Here is a 15,500-nt window from a genome sequence, read left to right on the forward strand (position 1 = left end):
ACCGCGGACGGCGGGCGTGGCAGTGACCACGTCCGCCGCCGCATCGCACTACCACCCGAACACGGAGAAGGCCGCGAGGTACGCCGACCGGGTCCGGGACACTCGGGAGTGGTCGGGAGAGAATCTGAGCTTCGGTGTCATGGTGAACCCGAAATCCGTAGTGCGGGACCCGCTGCCCGAAAACTGGACGCCCTCGCCGGACCGGTCAACGACTTCACAGAGATCCTCTGCCGGTCGCCTCGGCAATCAGTTGCCCGACCTGACTTCGACGGCCGCGGGCACGCCGTTGCCCGTGCCGCCCGACGTAGGCGAACGCGTCGAGCATGGCAGCTGGGCCGTAAGCCGGCGGCTACGAAGTAGCACGTGTTCGGGGTTCGCGCGGAGGGGGATTGGCCGGACGGACCACTCGATGACGGCCTATGCGGGCCTGAGTCGTTCCCGCATCGCGCGGGTGGACCGGATCGCCGCTGCCGTGGCGGCGATCCGCACCATGCTTGCCGTTGCGGCGGCCCCGATGAGCATGGCGGGGGCGTGCCAGCCGGTCGCGAGGTGAACGGCCAGGGTGGCGAGCACAGTGAGGTCCCCGGCGAGACAGAGTATGGCGATGATGGTGGCCGCGGCGAGTGCCCGCACGCCGCTGGTCTCGGGTAGCCAGCGCATCAGGCGGCCCGTTGTCGCGAACGTTCCGCCGGCCGTGGCGATGGCCAGCGCGACCAGCGGCAGTGCGGGGATGGCGAACAGCAGAGCGACAACGCCGCTGCGCCACGGCGCAGGGTGCAGCAGAAGCAGCCACCAGATGCCGACGAGTGGCCCGGTGACGATGAAGGCCGCCACGGTGCGGCGGGCGGACGCGGTGGCCAGCTCCCCCGCGAAGGCGCTGGCGATGGTGGCCGGGTCGCCGAACTCGCCGATCGCCGCCGCGGCAGCGGCGTCCGGTGTCATGCCGCCGGCGAGGTGGGTGTCGATCGTGTCGGCGAGCCCGTCACGGACCTCGGCCAGCACGCGGGTGCGGGCTGCGCGGGGTCCGCGCAGCCGGGCGGCGAGATCGGCGAGGTAGCGGTCCAGGGGCGTGGCCACGCTGACAGGTCCGGCCGTCAGGTGGTGGCTGGCCACGGGTTCCTCATCAGCAGTGCGGTGACGGCGGTGGAGAACTGTTCCCATACGGCGCGCTGGTCGGACAGGGCCTGGCGCCCGGAGCCGGTCAATTGGTAGGCGCGGCGCCGGCGGCCGGACACGGTCTCCCAATCGCTGCGGATCAGGCCGGCCCGCTCCAGGCGGTGCAGTGCCGGATACACGGTGCCGGTGGGCAGATCCAACGCGCCGTCGCTGCCGTCGCGCAACGCCTCGATGACGGCGTACCCGTGCCGGGGTCCGTCTTCCAGAACGGCCAGCAGCAGGGCATCGAGGTGTCCCTTGAGCAGCTCCGGTCGCATCGACAGCACGTGCCCTCCTCCTCGAACGTCGCGGGTTGCGTGAAGAGCGAATCCTAGTGTAGCAATACCAATAGTTTGCGTTGCTACATATCCCAGGGAGGAAGGGAATGTCGATCAAGCTCGTCGGCCTCGCCGACGCGGCACCCGCCCGGGATCTGGTCGGCGGCAAGGCCGCCGTGCTCGCCGAACTCGCCACCGCGGGCTGGCCGGTGCCGCCCGGGTTCGTCGTCACCTCCGATGCGCTGACCGACCCCGACCTGGCCAGTACGTTGACCGCGGCCGCCGAGGCTTGTGGCGGCGGCCGGTTCGCGGTGCGCTCGTCGGGTACGGCGGAGGACCTGCCCGACGCGTCGTACGCCGGCATGTACGAGACGTTCCTCGACGTCGAGATCGACGGCCTGGCGGACGCGGTCCGCCGCTGCTTCGCCGCCGCGCACGCCGACCGGGTCCGCACCTATCACGACCAACGCACGGCCGCGACGAGATCGTCAGGCATGGCGGTGCTCGTACAAGCGATGATCGATGCCCGTGCGGCCGGGGTGGCGTTCACCGCCCACCCGGTTACCGGCGCCCGTGACCAGCGTGTCGTCACTGCGGTCGCCGGCCTCGGAGAGGCGCTGGTGTCGGGCGAGCAGACCGGCGAGGAGTGGACGATCACCGACGAAGGCCCACCGCGGCGCACTCGCCCGTCCGGCAACGCCGACGTCCTCGACACGGCGCAGGCCGCACAGCTCGCCGCGATGGCCGCCCGGATCGCGGCCCACTACGGCTGCCCACAAGATGTTGAGTGGGCCATCGACACTGACGGCCGGCTATGGCTGCTACAGGCCCGCCCGATGACCGCCCTGCCCGGACCGGTCGCGTTCACCGCACCCGGATCCGGGTTGTGGATGCGCAACTTCCGGCTCGGCGAGTGGCTGCCCGAAGCGGTCACCCCACTGTTCAACGACTGGCTGCTGCCTGAACTGGAGGCCGGATACCTCGACGGCATGTACGACTGCATCGGTGTACGCGTGCCGTTTCGATGGGCGCTGGTGCACGACTGGTACTACACCGCCACCCCGATCCCGGCCCCGCGCCTGCTTGCCCGCGTGATCGCCCGAGGTCGACGCCGGGCGGTAAGAACCTTGTGGCATGCGCTGATCCGCGTCGGCCGCGCCCCCGCGACCGCCGACCGAGCCGTGCTGGCGGACCTGCACCGGCGGTGGCGCGACGAACAGCTTCCCCGCTACCAGGCTGTGGTCGCCGCTGCCGAGGCAGAGCTGCCCACCGCGTCCGCTGCCCGGGTGATGGAACTGGCCACACAGATCGCCCGGGAGGCCGGGAGGTCCATGTGGTACCTGGCCATCGTCGGCGGCTCCGCATGGAAGATCGAGGCCAGCCTCGCCCGGTTCTGCCAGGAACACCTCGCCGGAACCATCCAACTTTCGGGTGGCGTGCAGGCACTACTGCGGGGACTGCCCGGCGCCGAACCCGGCCCCGTGCCCACATATGCGGTGCAGAGCCTGGACTGGTACCACCCCGTCGCCGCCGAGTTGCCCACGATCCCCGTCGACCCGACCGCCGTCGCCGACCGCCACCGGCAGCTCGCCGCGGCTCGCGAGACGGCCCAGGCGGCCTGTCGTACGGCGCTGACTCCGCGACGCCGGGCAGAGTTCGACGCTCTCCTCGACGTCGCGCAACGCTACGCCACGATCCGGGAAGGACAGTCCAGCAACCTGACCCTGGGCTGGCCAACCCTGCGCGCCTGCGCCGCCCACCTCGGCCAGCACCTGACCCGACGGCACATCCTGAATACACCCGACGAGATCCACTTCTGTACGCGAAGCGAGGTCAAAGCCACCCTGACCGGCCGGGCGACCCCACTGAGCGGCTTAGCCACAGACCGGCGTCACTCGTGGGAACAGCACCGGCGGCTGACCGCGCCGGTCACGATCGGCCGCCCGTCACGCCTGGTCGGCGACCTGATCGAAAAGGCCGTACGACAGGCACGAACCGCCCCACCGGCCGAAGCAGCGATCGTCGGGCACCCCGCCTCCGCCGGACGCGCCACCGGACCGGTACGCGTCGTCCACGGCCCGGACGACATCGCCGCATTCACCGAAGGTGAGGTACTCGTCGCCCGAGCCACCTCCCCGGCCTGGACGCCATTGTTCGCCCACGCCGCCGCCGTGGTCACCGACGGTGGCACGCTCGCCGCGCACGCCTCCCTCGTCGCCCGCGAATACGGCATCCCCGCAGTGGTCGCCACCAGCAACGCGACCAGTCGTCTGCGCAACGGGCAGATCGTCACCGTCGACGGCAGCGCAGGCACGGTCACCCCGACGACGGAGGACAACGATGCTCGCCGCTGACATCTTCGGCCTGCCGATTCCTGACGCGGGACCGGTCTTCGCCGCCGCACTCACCGTGCACGTTGCCGCCGGGGCCACCGCTGTGGTCGCCGGGGCACTCGCCGCTACGGCCAGGAAGCGCCCCGGTCGGCACCCGGCCACCGGGAAGGTCTACCTCGTCGCGCTAGCCACGATCTTCGCCACCGCCGCCGTCATGGCCGCCATCCGATGGCGCGAGGACGCGTACCTGTTCGCGATCGCCTGCATCGCGTTCGCGTCCGGCCTGTTCGGATGGCGGGCCCGACGGTCGCAACGCTCCGGCTGGACCACCCACCACGGCATCGGCATGGCCGGCTCCTACATCGCCCTGCTCACCGGCTTCTACGTCGACAACGGCCCCTTCCTCCCCCTGTGGAACCGCCTGCCCCACCTCACCTACTGGCTGCTCCCCTCAGCCATCGGCATACCGCTGACCTGGCTGGCGCTGCATCGCTTCCACGCTCGCCGTAAGGTCGCGGCAGGTTGATCGACTGGATCAGGCGAGACAGCCACGTCCGGAACAGCGCCATACGACGGTTCGTACCAGGAAGCCGCCGCCGGTGGGCCACATGGGACTTCCGCTCCTCATCTGTGGCTGGGCTCGATGCGTCCGTCCGGCCCGGGGTACACGAGGGCCTCGTGCTCGTCGTCGAGCCACCGCACGGTGTACGGAGGGCTGCCGTCGTCGTGGTGCAGTTCGATGATGATGCCGACCCGCCGGGGCGAGTCCGGGTGCGTCGGTTGGAGGATCAGACGATCACCCAGCCTGGCTCTCACGTCTGCCTCCCTCCGCTCCTCTGCCCTCCGCATTCAGCGTGCGCCATGGCTACGGCGCCTGCCGGTCATTCGGTCAATGTCGGCGGCGGATCCCGGTGCCCTGAGAGCGGCAAGATCGGCCCGCCACGACGGGACCAGCAGCCTCCTGCGCCCCATCGTGACGGCAGGACGCTGAATACGTTGGGGTTGTTGTCGGGTGGACGGCGCGGACGCGCGCCGGGCCGGCGCTAATGAACGGGTGGACAACCTGGCGGACGACGCCGGGGGCGGGCGTGGCGGCTGGGGTGAAGGTCGCTCGGGGGGGCAACCCGTTGGAGCCGGTCGACCTGCTGCTGCGCGACCTGCGAACCAGGCGCCAGGGCCTGACCGCGCGTGAGGCGCGCCGACGCATGACGGTGTACGGCCCGAACGAGCTGGTCCGCAGCCGAGGGCGGCGCGCCGCCAACGTGGTGGCGATGACCGGTGACGGCGTCAACGACGCGCCCGCGCTGCGACGCGCCGACATCGGTGTGGCCATGGGCGTGACCGGCACCGACGTCGCCCGGGAGGCGGCCGACTCGCCCTGCTGTTGCCGTTCCCGCTGCTGGTGTGGGGTGCGGATGACCGGTGGCGGGCGGTGCTGCGGCGAGGAGGACGCGGATTGGGCACATGACGTCCCAGGCGGGCGCCGGGTGACGACAATGTGGGTGTGACGCGTACTCCGCTGCCGGGCGACGGTAGCGGCGAGCAGGTCGACGTCCTGACCACCGACGGCGCGGTCGTGGTGATCCGGCCGGTCACGCCCACGGACGCGGATGCCCTGACCGGACTTTTCCGGGGCGGATCGCCTGAGGCGCTGCGGCGTAGGTTCTTCGCCGTGCCGGGGCCGTTGACGATCGCGGCCGAGGTTGTCCGGTTGACCCGCACTCAGGACCCCGGCCATGACGCGATCGTGGCGGTCGACCGGGCGACCGTCGTCGGTGTGGCGTCGTACTGGCGGGCGAACCCGGACGCGCCCACCGCCGAGTTCGGGATCTTCGTGGCCGACGACCACCACGGGCGCGGTATCGGCACCCTGCTGTTGGAACAGTTGTCGGCGCGTGCCCGGGCGCGGGGCATCGTGGAGCTGACGGGTCAGGTGCTCGCCGGCAACGCGGCCATGCTGCGGGTGGCCACCGACATCGCGGGCCGCATCGTGCCCCGCGGCGCTGACGGCATCGTGAAGGTGGGACTGGCCACGACGCAGGCCGAGGACGCGCTGGCCGCCGCCGACCTGCGGGAGCGGGTCGCTGAGCGGGCGTCGCTACGGCCGCTGCTGTCGCCGCGGTCGGTGGCGGTGGTGGGTGCGGGACGCGAGCCGGGCGGGGTCGGCCACGAGACGCTGCGGTCGCTGGTGGAGTTCGGGTTCACCGGGTCCCTGTACGCGGTCAACCCCCACGCGGGCGAGGTGGCCGGCGTGCCGGCGTATCCGTCGCTGGCTGACCTGCCGGGTCCGGTGGACCTCGTGGTCATCGCCGTGCCCGCCGTGGCGGTGACCGCCGTGCTCACGCAGGCGGCCGAGACCGGGGTGCGCGCGGCGGTGGTGCTGTCGGCGGGCTTCGGCGAGCTGGGCGAGGCGGGGCGGGCCGCGCAGGCCGATCTGGTACGCCAGGCCCGTGCCGCGAGCATCCGTGTCGTCGGCCCGAACTGCATCGGGATTCTCAACGCCGACCCGGCGGTGCGGCTGGACGCCACGTTCGTTCCGGCCCGCCCGCCACTGGGCGGGTTGGCGGTGGCCTCCCAGTCCGGCGCGGTGGGCATCGCGGTCCTGGATCACGCCGTCCGTACCGGGTGCGGCATCTCCACCTTCGTGTCGCTGGGCAACAAGGCCGACGTGAGCAGCAATGACCTGCTCGCGTACTGGTTCGACGACCCGTCCACCACGGCCGTGGCCCTGTACCTGGAGTCGTTCGGCAATCCGCGCAAGTTCGCCCGCCTCGTCCGCGCCCTGGCGCGCCGCAAGCCGGTCCTCGCGGTCAAGAGCGGACGGTCCGTCGCCGGCCGGCGGGCCGGCGCCTCGCACACGGCCGCGGCAGCCGCCCCGGACGTGGCGGTGGGCACGCTGTTCGCGCAGGCCGGCGTCATCCGGGCGGACACGCTCGGGGAGCTGATGGACGCCGCGCTGATGGTCACCGATCAGCCGCTGCCCGCCGGCGACCGGTTGGCGGTGATCGGCAACGCCGGCGGGGTCAACGTGCTCGCCGCTGACGCGGCCGAGGCGGCCGGCCTGGTGATGCCGGAACTATCGGTCGGGCCGAACCCGCTCGATCTCGGAGCTGGCGCGTCGCCGGCCGGATTCGCCGACGCGCTGTCCGGCGTGGGGACCGCCGCCATGAGCGCCGCCGGCCCGGCCGAGGTCGACATGCTGATCGTGGTCGTGGCGGCCACCCGGGCCAACAACGTGCAGGCACTGTTCGCCGCGATCGCGCCGGTCCTGGACCGCTACCCCCAACTGCCGGTCGCGGCCGTCGTGCTGGGCGGCGACGCCAGCCCTGTCGCGCTCGGTCAGCGGCACGTACCCGTGTTCGACCTCCCCGAACGCGCCGTCCGGGCACTGGCGCACGCCGCGCGCTACGCGGCGTGGCGACGCGAACCACTCGGCACCCGGCCGGACCTACCCGGCACAGACCCGGCGCGCGCACAGGCGGCGATCCACGGCGCGCTCAGCGGGCACGGCGAGGGTTGGCAGCCGTATCCGGTGCTCGCGGAGATCCTTGACGCCTACGGTGTGCCGCTCGTGGCCACGCGGATGTGCCGGACATCGGCCGAGGCGGTCGCCGCCGGGCAGCGGTTCGGGTTCCCGGTGGTGGTCAAGTCCGCCAGCCCGGAGCTGGTGCACCGCAGCGACGTCGGCGGCGTGCGGCTGTCGCTGGCCGACCGTGCTGCCGTCCAGGAGGCGTACGAGGCGGTGTGCGCGGCGGCCGCCGATCCGCGGGTGCTCGTCCAGCCGATGGTCGGGGCGGGCGTCGAGCTGGTCGCCGGGGTGGTGCACGACCCGTTGTTCGGTTCGCTGGTGATGTTGGGTGTGGGCGGCGTGTTCACCGACGTACTGGGCGATCGGGTGTTCCGGTTGGTGCCGGTGACGGATCTGGACGCGACGCGGATGTGGCGGTCGCTGCGCGCGGCGCCGCTACTGACCGGCTACCGGCGCGGGGCGGTCACCGACACGGGCGCCCTGGAGGACCTGTTGCTGCGGCTCGGAATGCTGGCGGAACGGCATCCCGAGGTGGCGGAGCTCGATCTCAACCCGGTGATCGCGGGCCCGGACGGTGTAGTGGCCGTGGACGCGAAGATGCGCCTGGCCGCGGCCGGGGCGGAGCCCGACCCGCTGGCGCGGCGGCTGCGTCCCGCCGGCTGACAGGCGATCCCCGAAGTAGGGACCAACGGCCCTGCCCTACCGGTGCGCGGCGGCGAGACTGATAGGAGCGACACCTGTTGAGGGGAGGTTGCCATGACCGCCACCATGAAACGCTGGGGCGTGGAGATCTTCATCGGGGAGAACGACGGTAGGACCTATGCCGAGGCACGTCTGCACACCGACCTGGGTGACCGGTTGTTGGGCGTGGGCCGGGCGTGGCTGAGCCCGGACGACTACGACATCCCGGAGATCGGCGACGAGGTTGCCGTCGCCCGGGCGTTGACCGATCTCGGTCATCGACTGCTGGTCACCGCGGCCGGCGACATAGAACAGGTCACCGAAGAGCCCGTACGCCTGTCCGGCTGAGCGCCAGCTCGCGCTGGGTTCTTCCGTACGCCGTCACACGGGCATCGGGAAGTCCAGATGCTGCCCGGCCGCCAGGGATCGTACGGCGCCGCCGACCCGGATGCGGATGGGCGGCGCCTGGCACGGTCGCAGGCCGACCCGCAGCCGATGGTGGTCGACGTCGATGACGACCCAGTGCCCGCGGTAGAGCACCTCGACGTGCAGCGCGCGCAGCTCGTGTGGCAGCAGGGGGTGCAGATAGAGCAGGTGGCCACGGGTCTCCAGGCCGGCGTAGCAGCGCATGGCCAGGTCGATGGTGCCGGCCATGGCACCGAGATGCACCCCGGTACGGGTGGTCCCGCCACGGGTGTCGGCGAGGTCCGCGCTGAGCGCCTCGGTGAACAAACGCCAGGACTGTTCCCGGTCGGCACGGGCGCGTACCCAGCTGTGCGCGATGCGGCTCAGGCTCGATCCGTGCGCGACCCGGGCCAGGTAGTAGGCGACCGTGCGCTCGATCGTCGCCCCGTCCAGCTGGTACCCGAGCCGGGCGAACAGCTCCCGTAGCTCCTCGGCGGACAGCAGGTACAGCAGCATGAGGACGTCGGCCTGCTTGGACAGCTGGTAGCGGTTGGGGGTGTCGCCCTCGGCCCGCAACAGGGCGTCGATGCCGATGAGGTCGCCGTAGCGGCGCCGGTAGCCGGCCCAGTCGAACTCGGCCAGCTCGCCGTACCCGGCGAACTGGCTGATCACGCCGTCGTGGAACGGCACCCGCAGGCGGCGGCTGATGTGCTCCCACCACCGCGTCTCAGGGTCGCTGAGCCGGAGCCGCTCCCACAGCGTCGCGCAGTGGTGCCCCGCCAGCAGCCCGATCGTCTCCAGCGCCCGGCACAGCACCCACGCGGTCATCACGTTGGTGTACGCGTTGTCGCGCAGCCCCGGTTCGGCCGCGCCGGGGTACGCGACGTGGTACTCATCGGGTCCCACGACGCCGGCGATGCCGTACCGGTCGTCGTCGGGGTCGTAGTCGACGAGCCCGGCCAGGTAGCGGGCGACCTCAATGATCATCTCGGCGCCGTAGTCGACCAGGAAGTTCACGTCACCGGTGACCTGGTAGTACTGCCAGGTGTCGTACACGACGCTGATGCCGACGTGACGTTGCAGCCCGGAGTGGTCGGGCATCCAGCGTCCGGCCAGCGTGTCGTACAGCTCGGTGGGCGTCTCCTCGCGCCCGTCGCTGCCGCTCTGCCACGGGTACATCGCCCCGACCCGCCCTGTGGCGCGGGCGGCACGCCGCGCGGCGTCCAGGCGCCGCCACCGGTACAGCAGCAGCGCCCGCGACAGGGTCGGCAGCCGCAGGTTGAGGACCGGGAAGACGAACATCTCGTCCCAGAACACATGCCCGTGGTACCCCTCGCCGTGCAGCCCGCGCGCCGGCACACCCGCGTCGAGCTGAGCGGTGTGCGGCGACAGCGTCTGCAACAGGTGGAACGTGTGCAGGCGCAGCGCCAGTACCACCTCGTCATCGGCGTCGACGGCCAGGTCGAACCGCTCCCACAACGCGCCCCAGGCCGCCACGTGCTCGGCCAGCAGCTCGTCGAACGTTGCGGCGGTGGCCGCCAGCTCGTGCGCGCTCAGCGCGGCCTCGCTCACGGCGGGGTCACGTGAGGTCGCCACGGCGACGACCTTCTCCACCACCCGCGGGCGACCCCGTTCCAGCGGGCAGCGCAGCACCTGCCCGACGAACCGGTCGCGGCGCACCGGCTCCCGGGGAACGCTCACCGGGCCGCACGACCCGTCCCGTACGACCGTGCGGGCCGCCATGGCGACTCTGACCTGGGACTGGGTCGTCACCATCGACACACCTACACGATCAGCCTCCACGATGGACGACTCCGGCCGCAGGTGGACCTTGGCCAGCGGCGCGTCCTCGGGCAGGTTCGCGTTGGCCACGTCGCCGTCGATCCCGGACTCGATCTCGATCTCGCCGGACCAGTCGTCGGCGATGAAGGTGGTCTCCAGCGCCGCCAGGTGGGGCGCGCCCATGTGGACCAGGCGCCGCTGCACGACCGTCGTGTGCCGGCCCCGGTCGTCCCGGTACACCGACGTTCGGGCGAGGACGCCGGAGCGCAGATCCAGCTCGGTTCGGTAGGCGGTCAATGCCGCCGTGTCCGGGGTGAACCAGTCACCGCCCGGTATCCGCCACCGCAGGTGCAGCCAGTTGGGCACGTTCACCAGATGTTCGTGCTCCACGTTCCGGTCGCCGACCGGGGTGCGCAGGCGGTTGTACACCCCGGCCAGGTAGCTGCCCGGGTAGTGCACGCCGTCCGCCCGGCACTCGGGTGCCGCGCCGCGCGTACCCAGGTAGCCGTTGCCGATGGTGCACAGCGCCTCGCGGAGCCCTTCCCGGGCCGGGTCGTACCCGTCGTAGCGCAGCACCCAGCCGCCGCGCGCCTGCCCTCCGCCGCAGAAGTCCTGACCGGTGGCCATTCCCGGGGCCCGGCGCCGCCTGGTCAGGTCGACGTCCAGCTCGGCAGCGCCGGCCACCACCACGTCGGCACCCGCCGCGTCCAGCACGTGGGGGTAGCCGTACCGGTCCACGCCGACCACGAGGTGGAAGCCGCCACGGCGGCCCGCCTCGACGCCGGCGAGGCAGCCCTCGATGACCGCCGTCCGGGTGGGCGAGGCGTTGAGCCGGCGCGCCGCCTCCAGGTGCGTGGCCGGATCCGGCGTGCCGGGCAGTCCCAGCGCGGCCGCCTCATCGGCGTCGACCCGGGCGTCGAACAGGCCCGCCAGGCCCGTGGCCGCCACGACCCGGTCGACACTGCCGCTCGTGGTCACGGCTGCGATGCGTACCCGGACGTCGCGCAGCCGGTACGCCAGGTCGGCCCACGGGCCGACGACCCGTACTCCATCACGGTCCAGCAGCTCGCCGAACACCTCGCGTTCCTGGTTGGCCACCGCCCAGATGGTCTCGGTGCCGGGCGGATCGGCGGGAGTGCCGTCGGGCAGGCTCAGACCCCGCGACAGCAGGAACCCCCGAGCCGCGTCCAGTGCGGGCCTGCCGTCGACGTGGGCGAAGTACTCCTTCCCCGGGTCGAACAGGGGGCACGCCGGCCCCAGCCGCGCCCGCAGCGTGGCGTCGAACGCCTGCTGCCACGCCCTGGCGTGCAGGTCCGCGACGTCGGTGAGCACGCCGTCGAGGTCGAACACGACCGCGTCGACCTCGTCGGCGCGCAGCACCGGTCCGCGTCCGGGCCGGCGTGCGGGCCCGGGCATGTCAGGCGTGCCGAAGCGGCCGCGCCGCTCCCGTCATGACCGGCACGTGCTCGCGGATGAGCAGGGCGGTCGTACTGATCACCCACCCGAGCGCCAGCACGGCCGGCACGAACGCCACCAGCACCCCGCCCGGCAGGAACACCCCCGCGCCGCCGACGGCGAACGCGGCCAGGAACTTCGTGGCCGCGGCAGCCCCGGCGAGCCAGGCCAGCCACCGGGGAAACACACCCGTCCGCACGATCGCCACCGCGGACGCGGTCAGCGGCAACGCGGCGACCACCCCGGCGACCGTACCGACGACAGCCAGCGCGGTGTACGGGGCCACGGCGATCGGTTGCAGCGCCGGATGAGCCGTAACGGCGTACGTCATCCCGGCCATGACCGACGTGACCAGCACGCCCAGCGTGGCCAGCACGGCGAAACCGGTCAACACCAGCGCCGGCAGGACACCGGACGAACCCGCCCGCCGGAACGTCTCGGCCAGCACGGCGCCGAACCAGACGACCAGCACCATGGCGACGGCGAACAGCACCGAGGCGACCAGGATCTGGTCACGATGCCCGACGACGTACGCCGCGATGGACTCGGGTGACTCGTCGATGCGGGGCACTGAACCGCAGATCATCCGGCTGGTCACCACCAGGACGACCGCTCCGGCCCCGGCGACGCCGCCCCACCGCACGTCGTGATTCATGGCCGCCTACCCCACCTCGATGGGAATCTTCCGGCCGGCGGCCTCCGTGCTGCGCAACGGCACCGACACGTCCAGGATCCCCTTGTCGTACGTCGCCTTGATGCTGTCCGTCTCGGCGTTGCCCGGCAGCCGCACCGAGCGCTCGAGCACGCCGTAGCGGAACTCGGAGCGGCCCTTGGCCTCCTGCCGTTCCTCGCGTTCCGCGTGGATCGTCAGGGTGCCGTCCTGCACCGAGATCGTGATGTCCTGGCCGGGATCCATGCCCGGCAACTCGGCGCGCACGTGGTACTCCTGCTCGGTCAGCGAGTCCTCGACCCGGATCATGTGGCCGGTCCCCTGCGCCCGGTCCATGTCGAACCAGTCGATGAGATCGCCGAACATCCGCGGTATAAGCGTGGTGGTCATCGCGAACATCTCCCCCGTGAGGTGAGCCCGTCGCACACCGGAGCCGGCGGACAATCCGGGCTCATCAAAGATCAGCGTATGCCCCGCTGAACCTCTGGACAGGGCTTACCGGCAGGCCAAAGGGCCTGTCATTGCCCAGGACTTCCGGCCCTACCGACATCGTGATACACCGGACAATTCTGAACTCCCGGTCGCGTCGCTGGCCGCGGTGGAGGCGGAACGGCAGACCGGCGGCGGCGAATGCCTGCGATGCGGCGGCGCAACCGGGTTCCGGTCGCGCACGCGCCCGCAGCGCCTGCGCGGACGAGCGCGATCCGTCGACGCCCACGACGATGGTCTCGGGATTGCTGGTCACCTTCGCCTCCCTATAGTCCTGCCGGTCAACAGATGCGTGGTAGCTGCTCGCCGACGAGCATGTCCAGGACGCGGCGGGAACCGACCGCCGTGCGGACGGTGACCCGGCCGGGTTCGCCGTGGTCCGCCACGGTGCCGATCCGCACGGCGCCGCCGCCCTCGGGCAGGCCACGCATCGCCGTCAGCACCTCGTCGGCCCGCTCCGGGGCCACGAACGCGACCAGGCAGCCCTCGTTGGCGACGTGGGCGGGGTCGAGGCCGAGGATCTCGCACGCCGCCGCGACGGCCGGGGGTACGGGCAGCGCCGCCTCGTCGATCTCCACCGGTACGCCCGACGCGGCGGCGATCTCGTTCAGCGCGGACGCCAGCCCGCCCCGGGTGGGGTCGCGCAGCGCGTGCACGCCCGTGCCGCCCGCGGCGGTCATCGCGGCGACGAGCCGGTGCAGCGGGCGGGTGTCGGAGGCGATGTCCGCGTCGAAGCCGAGGCCCTCGCGCACGCTGAGGATCGCGGTGCCGTGACTGCCGATCGGTCCGGACAGCAGCACCACGTCGCCGGACACGACGGCGCCCGCCGACGGCGCGGCCCCGGGCGGGCGGTGGCCGATCCCGGTGGACACGACGTACAGGCCGTCGGCGGCGCCCCGCCCCACGACCTTGGTGTCGCCGCACACCACGGCGACGCCGGCGGCCGCCGCGGCGCGACCCGCCGAGGCGGCCACCCGGCGCAGGTCGGCCAGCGGGAAGCCCTCCTCCACGACGTACGCCAGCGCCAGGGCGACCGGTGTGGCGGCCCGCATCGCCAGGTCGTTGACCGTGCCGTGCACGGCCAGGCACCCGATGTCCCCGCCGGGGAAGAACAACGGGCTGACGACGTACGCGTCCGTGCTGATCACCACGTCGACGCCGCCGACCGGCACGACGGCCGCGTCCTCCAACGGCCCGGCCGGGGCGGCGGATCCGAGCGCGGGCAGCAGTAGCCCGGTCACGAGATCGGCGGACAGCTGCCCGCCGGCGCCGTGGCCGAGCAGCACCCGTTCGGACTCCGGCAGCGGGACCGGGCAGGCGGCGTACGTCGGGTCCACAGTGGTCACCGTGCACGCTCCGGTGCCGTGCGGCCGGCGTTGTAGTAGGCCGTGCAGGTGCCCTCGCTGGACACCATCGGCGCGCCGAGCGGCGTACGCGGGGTGCAGCGGGTGCCGTACGCGGCGCAGTCGGTGGGCGCCTTGACGCCGGTGAGGATCTCCCCGGCCAGGCAGTCGGGGTGCTCCACCGCGTACACCGTGTCGACGTCGAAGCGGCGTGCCGCGTCGAAGTCGGCGTACCCGTCGGCGAGCGTGAGCCCGCTCGACGGGATCGGGCCGATGCCGCGCCAGGTGCGGTCGGTGACCCGGAACACCGTCCGTACGGCGTCCTGCGCGGCGGTGTTGCCGGTGCGGCGTACCGCCCGGGCGTACTGGTTGCACACGTCGTGGCGGCCGGACTCCAGCTGGCGGACGGCGAGGAGGATGCCCTCCAGCAGGTCCAGCGGCTCGAACCCGGTCACCACGATGGGCACCCGGTAGCGGGCCGCGATCGGCTCGTACTCGGTGAAGCCCATCACCGCGCACACGTGACCGGCGGCGAGGAAGGCCTGCACCTGGCAGTCGGGCGCGGCCAGGATCGCGGTCATCGCCGGGGGCACCAGGACGTGGCTGACCAGCAGGCTGAAGTTGGTCAGCCCCAGCGCGGCCGCGCGCAGCACCGCCATCGCGTTGGCGGGCGCGGTGGTCTCGAAGCCGACCGCGAGGAACACGACCTGCCGGTCGGTCCGGGCCTGCGCGAGCGCGACCGCGTCCATCGGGGAATAGACCACCCGCACGTCCGCGCCGCGCGCCTTGAGCGCGAGCAGGTCGGTGTCCGACCCGGGTACGCGCAGCATGTCGCCGAAGCTGGTGAGGATCACCTCGGGGCGGGCCGCGATGGCCATGGCCCGGTCGAGGGTCTCCAGCGGGGTGACACACACCGGGCAGCCCGGCCCGTGGATCATGCGGATGCCGGCGGGCAGCAGTTCGTCGATGCCCTGCCGCACGATGGTGTGGGTCTGCCCGCCGCACACCTCCATGAGCGACCAGGGGCGGGTCGCGGTGGCGTGCAGCTCGTCCAGGAGCGCCCGCGCCAGCGTCGGGTCGCGGTACTCGTCGAGGTACCTCATGCCGGCGCTCCGCGGGGCGCGGGCAGCGGCTCGCCCAGTTCGGCGGCGACCGCGTCGCCCATCGCGCGCAGGACCGCCAGGGTCCGTTCCGCCTCCGCCCGGTCCACCACCGTGATGGCGAACCCGACGTGGACGATCACGTACTCCCCGACCGCCACGCCGGGCGCGTACGCGAGGCAGACCTCCTTGCGTACGCCGCCGAAGTCGACGGTGCCCATGGCGATCCCACCGTCGTCGCGGATCTCGATCACCTCACCGGGAATGCCGAGGCACACGG

General features: G+C 72.4%; 14 protein-coding genes and 1 pseudogene. 5 read left to right on the plus strand and 10 right to left on the minus strand.

Features of this window, described 5'->3' with window-relative positions:
* Nucleotides 1-417: 417 nt before the first annotated feature.
* Both ABD211_RS26595 and ABD211_RS26600 read right to left on the minus strand, forming a co-directional pair.
* Complete coding sequence (locus ABD211_RS26595; protein ID WP_344137606.1) at nucleotides 418-1,113, minus strand: permease prefix domain 1-containing protein; 696 nt, start codon at nucleotides 1,111-1,113, stop codon at nucleotides 418-420.
* Nucleotides 1,095-1,433: a PadR family transcriptional regulator gene (locus tag ABD211_RS26600; RefSeq protein WP_344137697.1), complete on the minus strand. Its 339-nt coding sequence runs from the start codon at nucleotides 1,431-1,433 to the stop codon at nucleotides 1,095-1,097. The genes ABD211_RS26595 and ABD211_RS26600 overlap by 19 nt, the downstream gene beginning before the upstream one ends.
* Nucleotides 1,434-1,540: 107 nt before the next feature.
* Here ABD211_RS26600 and ABD211_RS26605 point away from each other — a divergent pair, with 107 nt between their 5' ends.
* Nucleotides 1,541-3,787: a PEP/pyruvate-binding domain-containing protein gene (locus ABD211_RS26605; RefSeq protein ID WP_344137609.1), complete on the plus strand. Its 2,247-nt coding sequence runs from the start codon at nucleotides 1,541-1,543 to the stop codon at nucleotides 3,785-3,787.
* Entirely contained in the window at nucleotides 3,774-4,292 is a 519-nt protein-coding gene (locus ABD211_RS26610) for a hypothetical protein (RefSeq protein ID WP_344137611.1), read from the plus strand. Before ABD211_RS26605 ends, ABD211_RS26610 begins: the two co-directional genes overlap by 14 nt.
* 98 nt (nucleotides 4,293-4,390) lie before the next feature.
* Here the strand turns inward: ABD211_RS26610 and ABD211_RS26615 are convergent, their stop codons facing one another.
* A complete protein-coding gene (locus ABD211_RS26615) occupies nucleotides 4,391-4,582 on the minus strand; it encodes a DUF1918 domain-containing protein (RefSeq protein ID WP_344137614.1) in 192 nt (63 codons plus the stop codon).
* A gap of 230 nt (nucleotides 4,583-4,812) precedes the next feature.
* Between ABD211_RS26615 and ABD211_RS33970 the strand changes: the two are divergent.
* The 3 genes and pseudogenes from ABD211_RS33970 to ABD211_RS26630 all read left to right on the plus strand — a co-directional run.
* Nucleotides 4,813-5,004: pseudogene (locus ABD211_RS33970) on the plus strand (cation-transporting P-type ATPase); the annotation flags it as partial.
* 266 nt (nucleotides 5,005-5,270) lie between these two features.
* A complete protein-coding gene (locus ABD211_RS26625) occupies nucleotides 5,271-7,958 on the plus strand; it encodes a bifunctional acetate--CoA ligase family protein/GNAT family N-acetyltransferase (protein WP_344137619.1) in 2,688 nt (895 codons plus the stop codon).
* Between the two features lie 93 nt (nucleotides 7,959-8,051).
* The gene (locus tag ABD211_RS26630) at nucleotides 8,052-8,324 is read left to right on the plus strand and encodes a DUF1876 domain-containing protein (RefSeq protein ID WP_344137622.1); all 273 of its coding nucleotides are present in this window, start codon (nucleotides 8,052-8,054) and stop codon (nucleotides 8,322-8,324) included.
* A 33-nt stretch (nucleotides 8,325-8,357) separates the two neighbouring features.
* Here ABD211_RS26630 and ABD211_RS26635 read toward each other — a convergent pair whose 3' ends face one another.
* The 7 genes from ABD211_RS26635 to ABD211_RS26665 all read right to left on the minus strand — a co-directional run bounded on the left by ABD211_RS26635 (nucleotide 8,358) and on the right by ABD211_RS26665 (nucleotide 15,498).
* Nucleotides 8,358-11,543 carry an HAD family hydrolase gene (locus tag ABD211_RS26635; protein ID WP_344137625.1) on the minus strand — a complete coding sequence of 1,062 codons (3,186 nt, stop codon included), beginning with the start codon at nucleotides 11,541-11,543 and terminating at the stop codon, nucleotides 8,358-8,360.
* Nucleotides 11,544-11,580: 37 nt separating this feature from the next.
* Nucleotides 11,581-12,273: a hypothetical protein gene (locus ABD211_RS26640; RefSeq protein WP_344137628.1), complete on the minus strand. Its 693-nt coding sequence runs from the start codon at nucleotides 12,271-12,273 to the stop codon at nucleotides 11,581-11,583.
* Between the two features lie 6 nt (nucleotides 12,274-12,279).
* On the minus strand, nucleotides 12,280-12,678 hold the full coding sequence (locus tag ABD211_RS26645; RefSeq protein WP_344137631.1) for an Hsp20/alpha crystallin family protein: 399 nt from the start codon (nucleotides 12,676-12,678) through the stop codon (nucleotides 12,280-12,282).
* Between the two features lie 64 nt (nucleotides 12,679-12,742).
* The gene (locus ABD211_RS26650; protein WP_344137634.1) at nucleotides 12,743-13,033 is read right to left on the minus strand and encodes a hypothetical protein; all 291 of its coding nucleotides are present in this window, start codon (nucleotides 13,031-13,033) and stop codon (nucleotides 12,743-12,745) included.
* A gap of 25 nt (nucleotides 13,034-13,058) precedes the next feature.
* Nucleotides 13,059-14,123 (minus strand): hydrogenase expression/formation protein HypE, encoded by a 1,065-nt coding sequence (gene hypE, locus ABD211_RS26655; protein WP_344137637.1) that lies wholly within the window; start codon nucleotides 14,121-14,123, stop codon nucleotides 13,059-13,061.
* Complete coding sequence (gene hypD / locus ABD211_RS26660) at nucleotides 14,120-15,223, minus strand: hydrogenase formation protein HypD (RefSeq protein ID WP_344137640.1); 1,104 nt, start codon at nucleotides 15,221-15,223, stop codon at nucleotides 14,120-14,122. Before hypD ends, hypE begins: the two co-directional genes overlap by 4 nt.
* The gene (locus ABD211_RS26665) at nucleotides 15,220-15,498 is read right to left on the minus strand and encodes a HypC/HybG/HupF family hydrogenase formation chaperone (RefSeq protein ID WP_344137643.1); all 279 of its coding nucleotides are present in this window, start codon (nucleotides 15,496-15,498) and stop codon (nucleotides 15,220-15,222) included. The genes hypD and ABD211_RS26665 overlap by 4 nt, the downstream gene beginning before the upstream one ends.
* Nucleotides 15,499-15,500 lie beyond the last annotated feature (2 nt).

The sequence above is a fragment of the Luedemannella flava genome, assembly GCF_039528515.1.
GTDB lineage: Bacteria > Actinomycetota > Actinomycetes > Mycobacteriales > Micromonosporaceae > Luedemannella > Luedemannella flava.

Excerpts from the sequence above, each read along its gene's own strand:
- ABD211_RS26600 (WP_344137697.1), bottom strand. The coding sequence starts at position 1,433 with ATGCGACCGGAGCTGCTCAAGGGACACCTCGATGCCCTGCTGCTGGCC.
- ABD211_RS26605 (WP_344137609.1), top strand. The coding sequence starts at position 1,541 with ATGTCGATCAAGCTCGTCGGCCTCGCCGACGCGGCACCCGCCCGGGAT.
- ABD211_RS26610 (WP_344137611.1), top strand. The coding sequence starts at position 3,774 with ATGCTCGCCGCTGACATCTTCGGCCTGCCGATTCCTGACGCGGGACCG.
- ABD211_RS26630 (WP_344137622.1), top strand. The coding sequence starts at position 8,052 with ATGACCGCCACCATGAAACGCTGGGGCGTGGAGATCTTCATCGGGGAG.
- ABD211_RS26640 (WP_344137628.1), bottom strand. The coding sequence starts at position 12,273 with ATGAATCACGACGTGCGGTGGGGCGGCGTCGCCGGGGCCGGAGCGGTC.
- ABD211_RS26645 (WP_344137631.1), bottom strand. The coding sequence starts at position 12,678 with ATGACCACCACGCTTATACCGCGGATGTTCGGCGATCTCATCGACTGG.
- hypD (WP_344137640.1), bottom strand. The coding sequence starts at position 15,223 with ATGAGGTACCTCGACGAGTACCGCGACCCGACGCTGGCGCGGGCGCTC.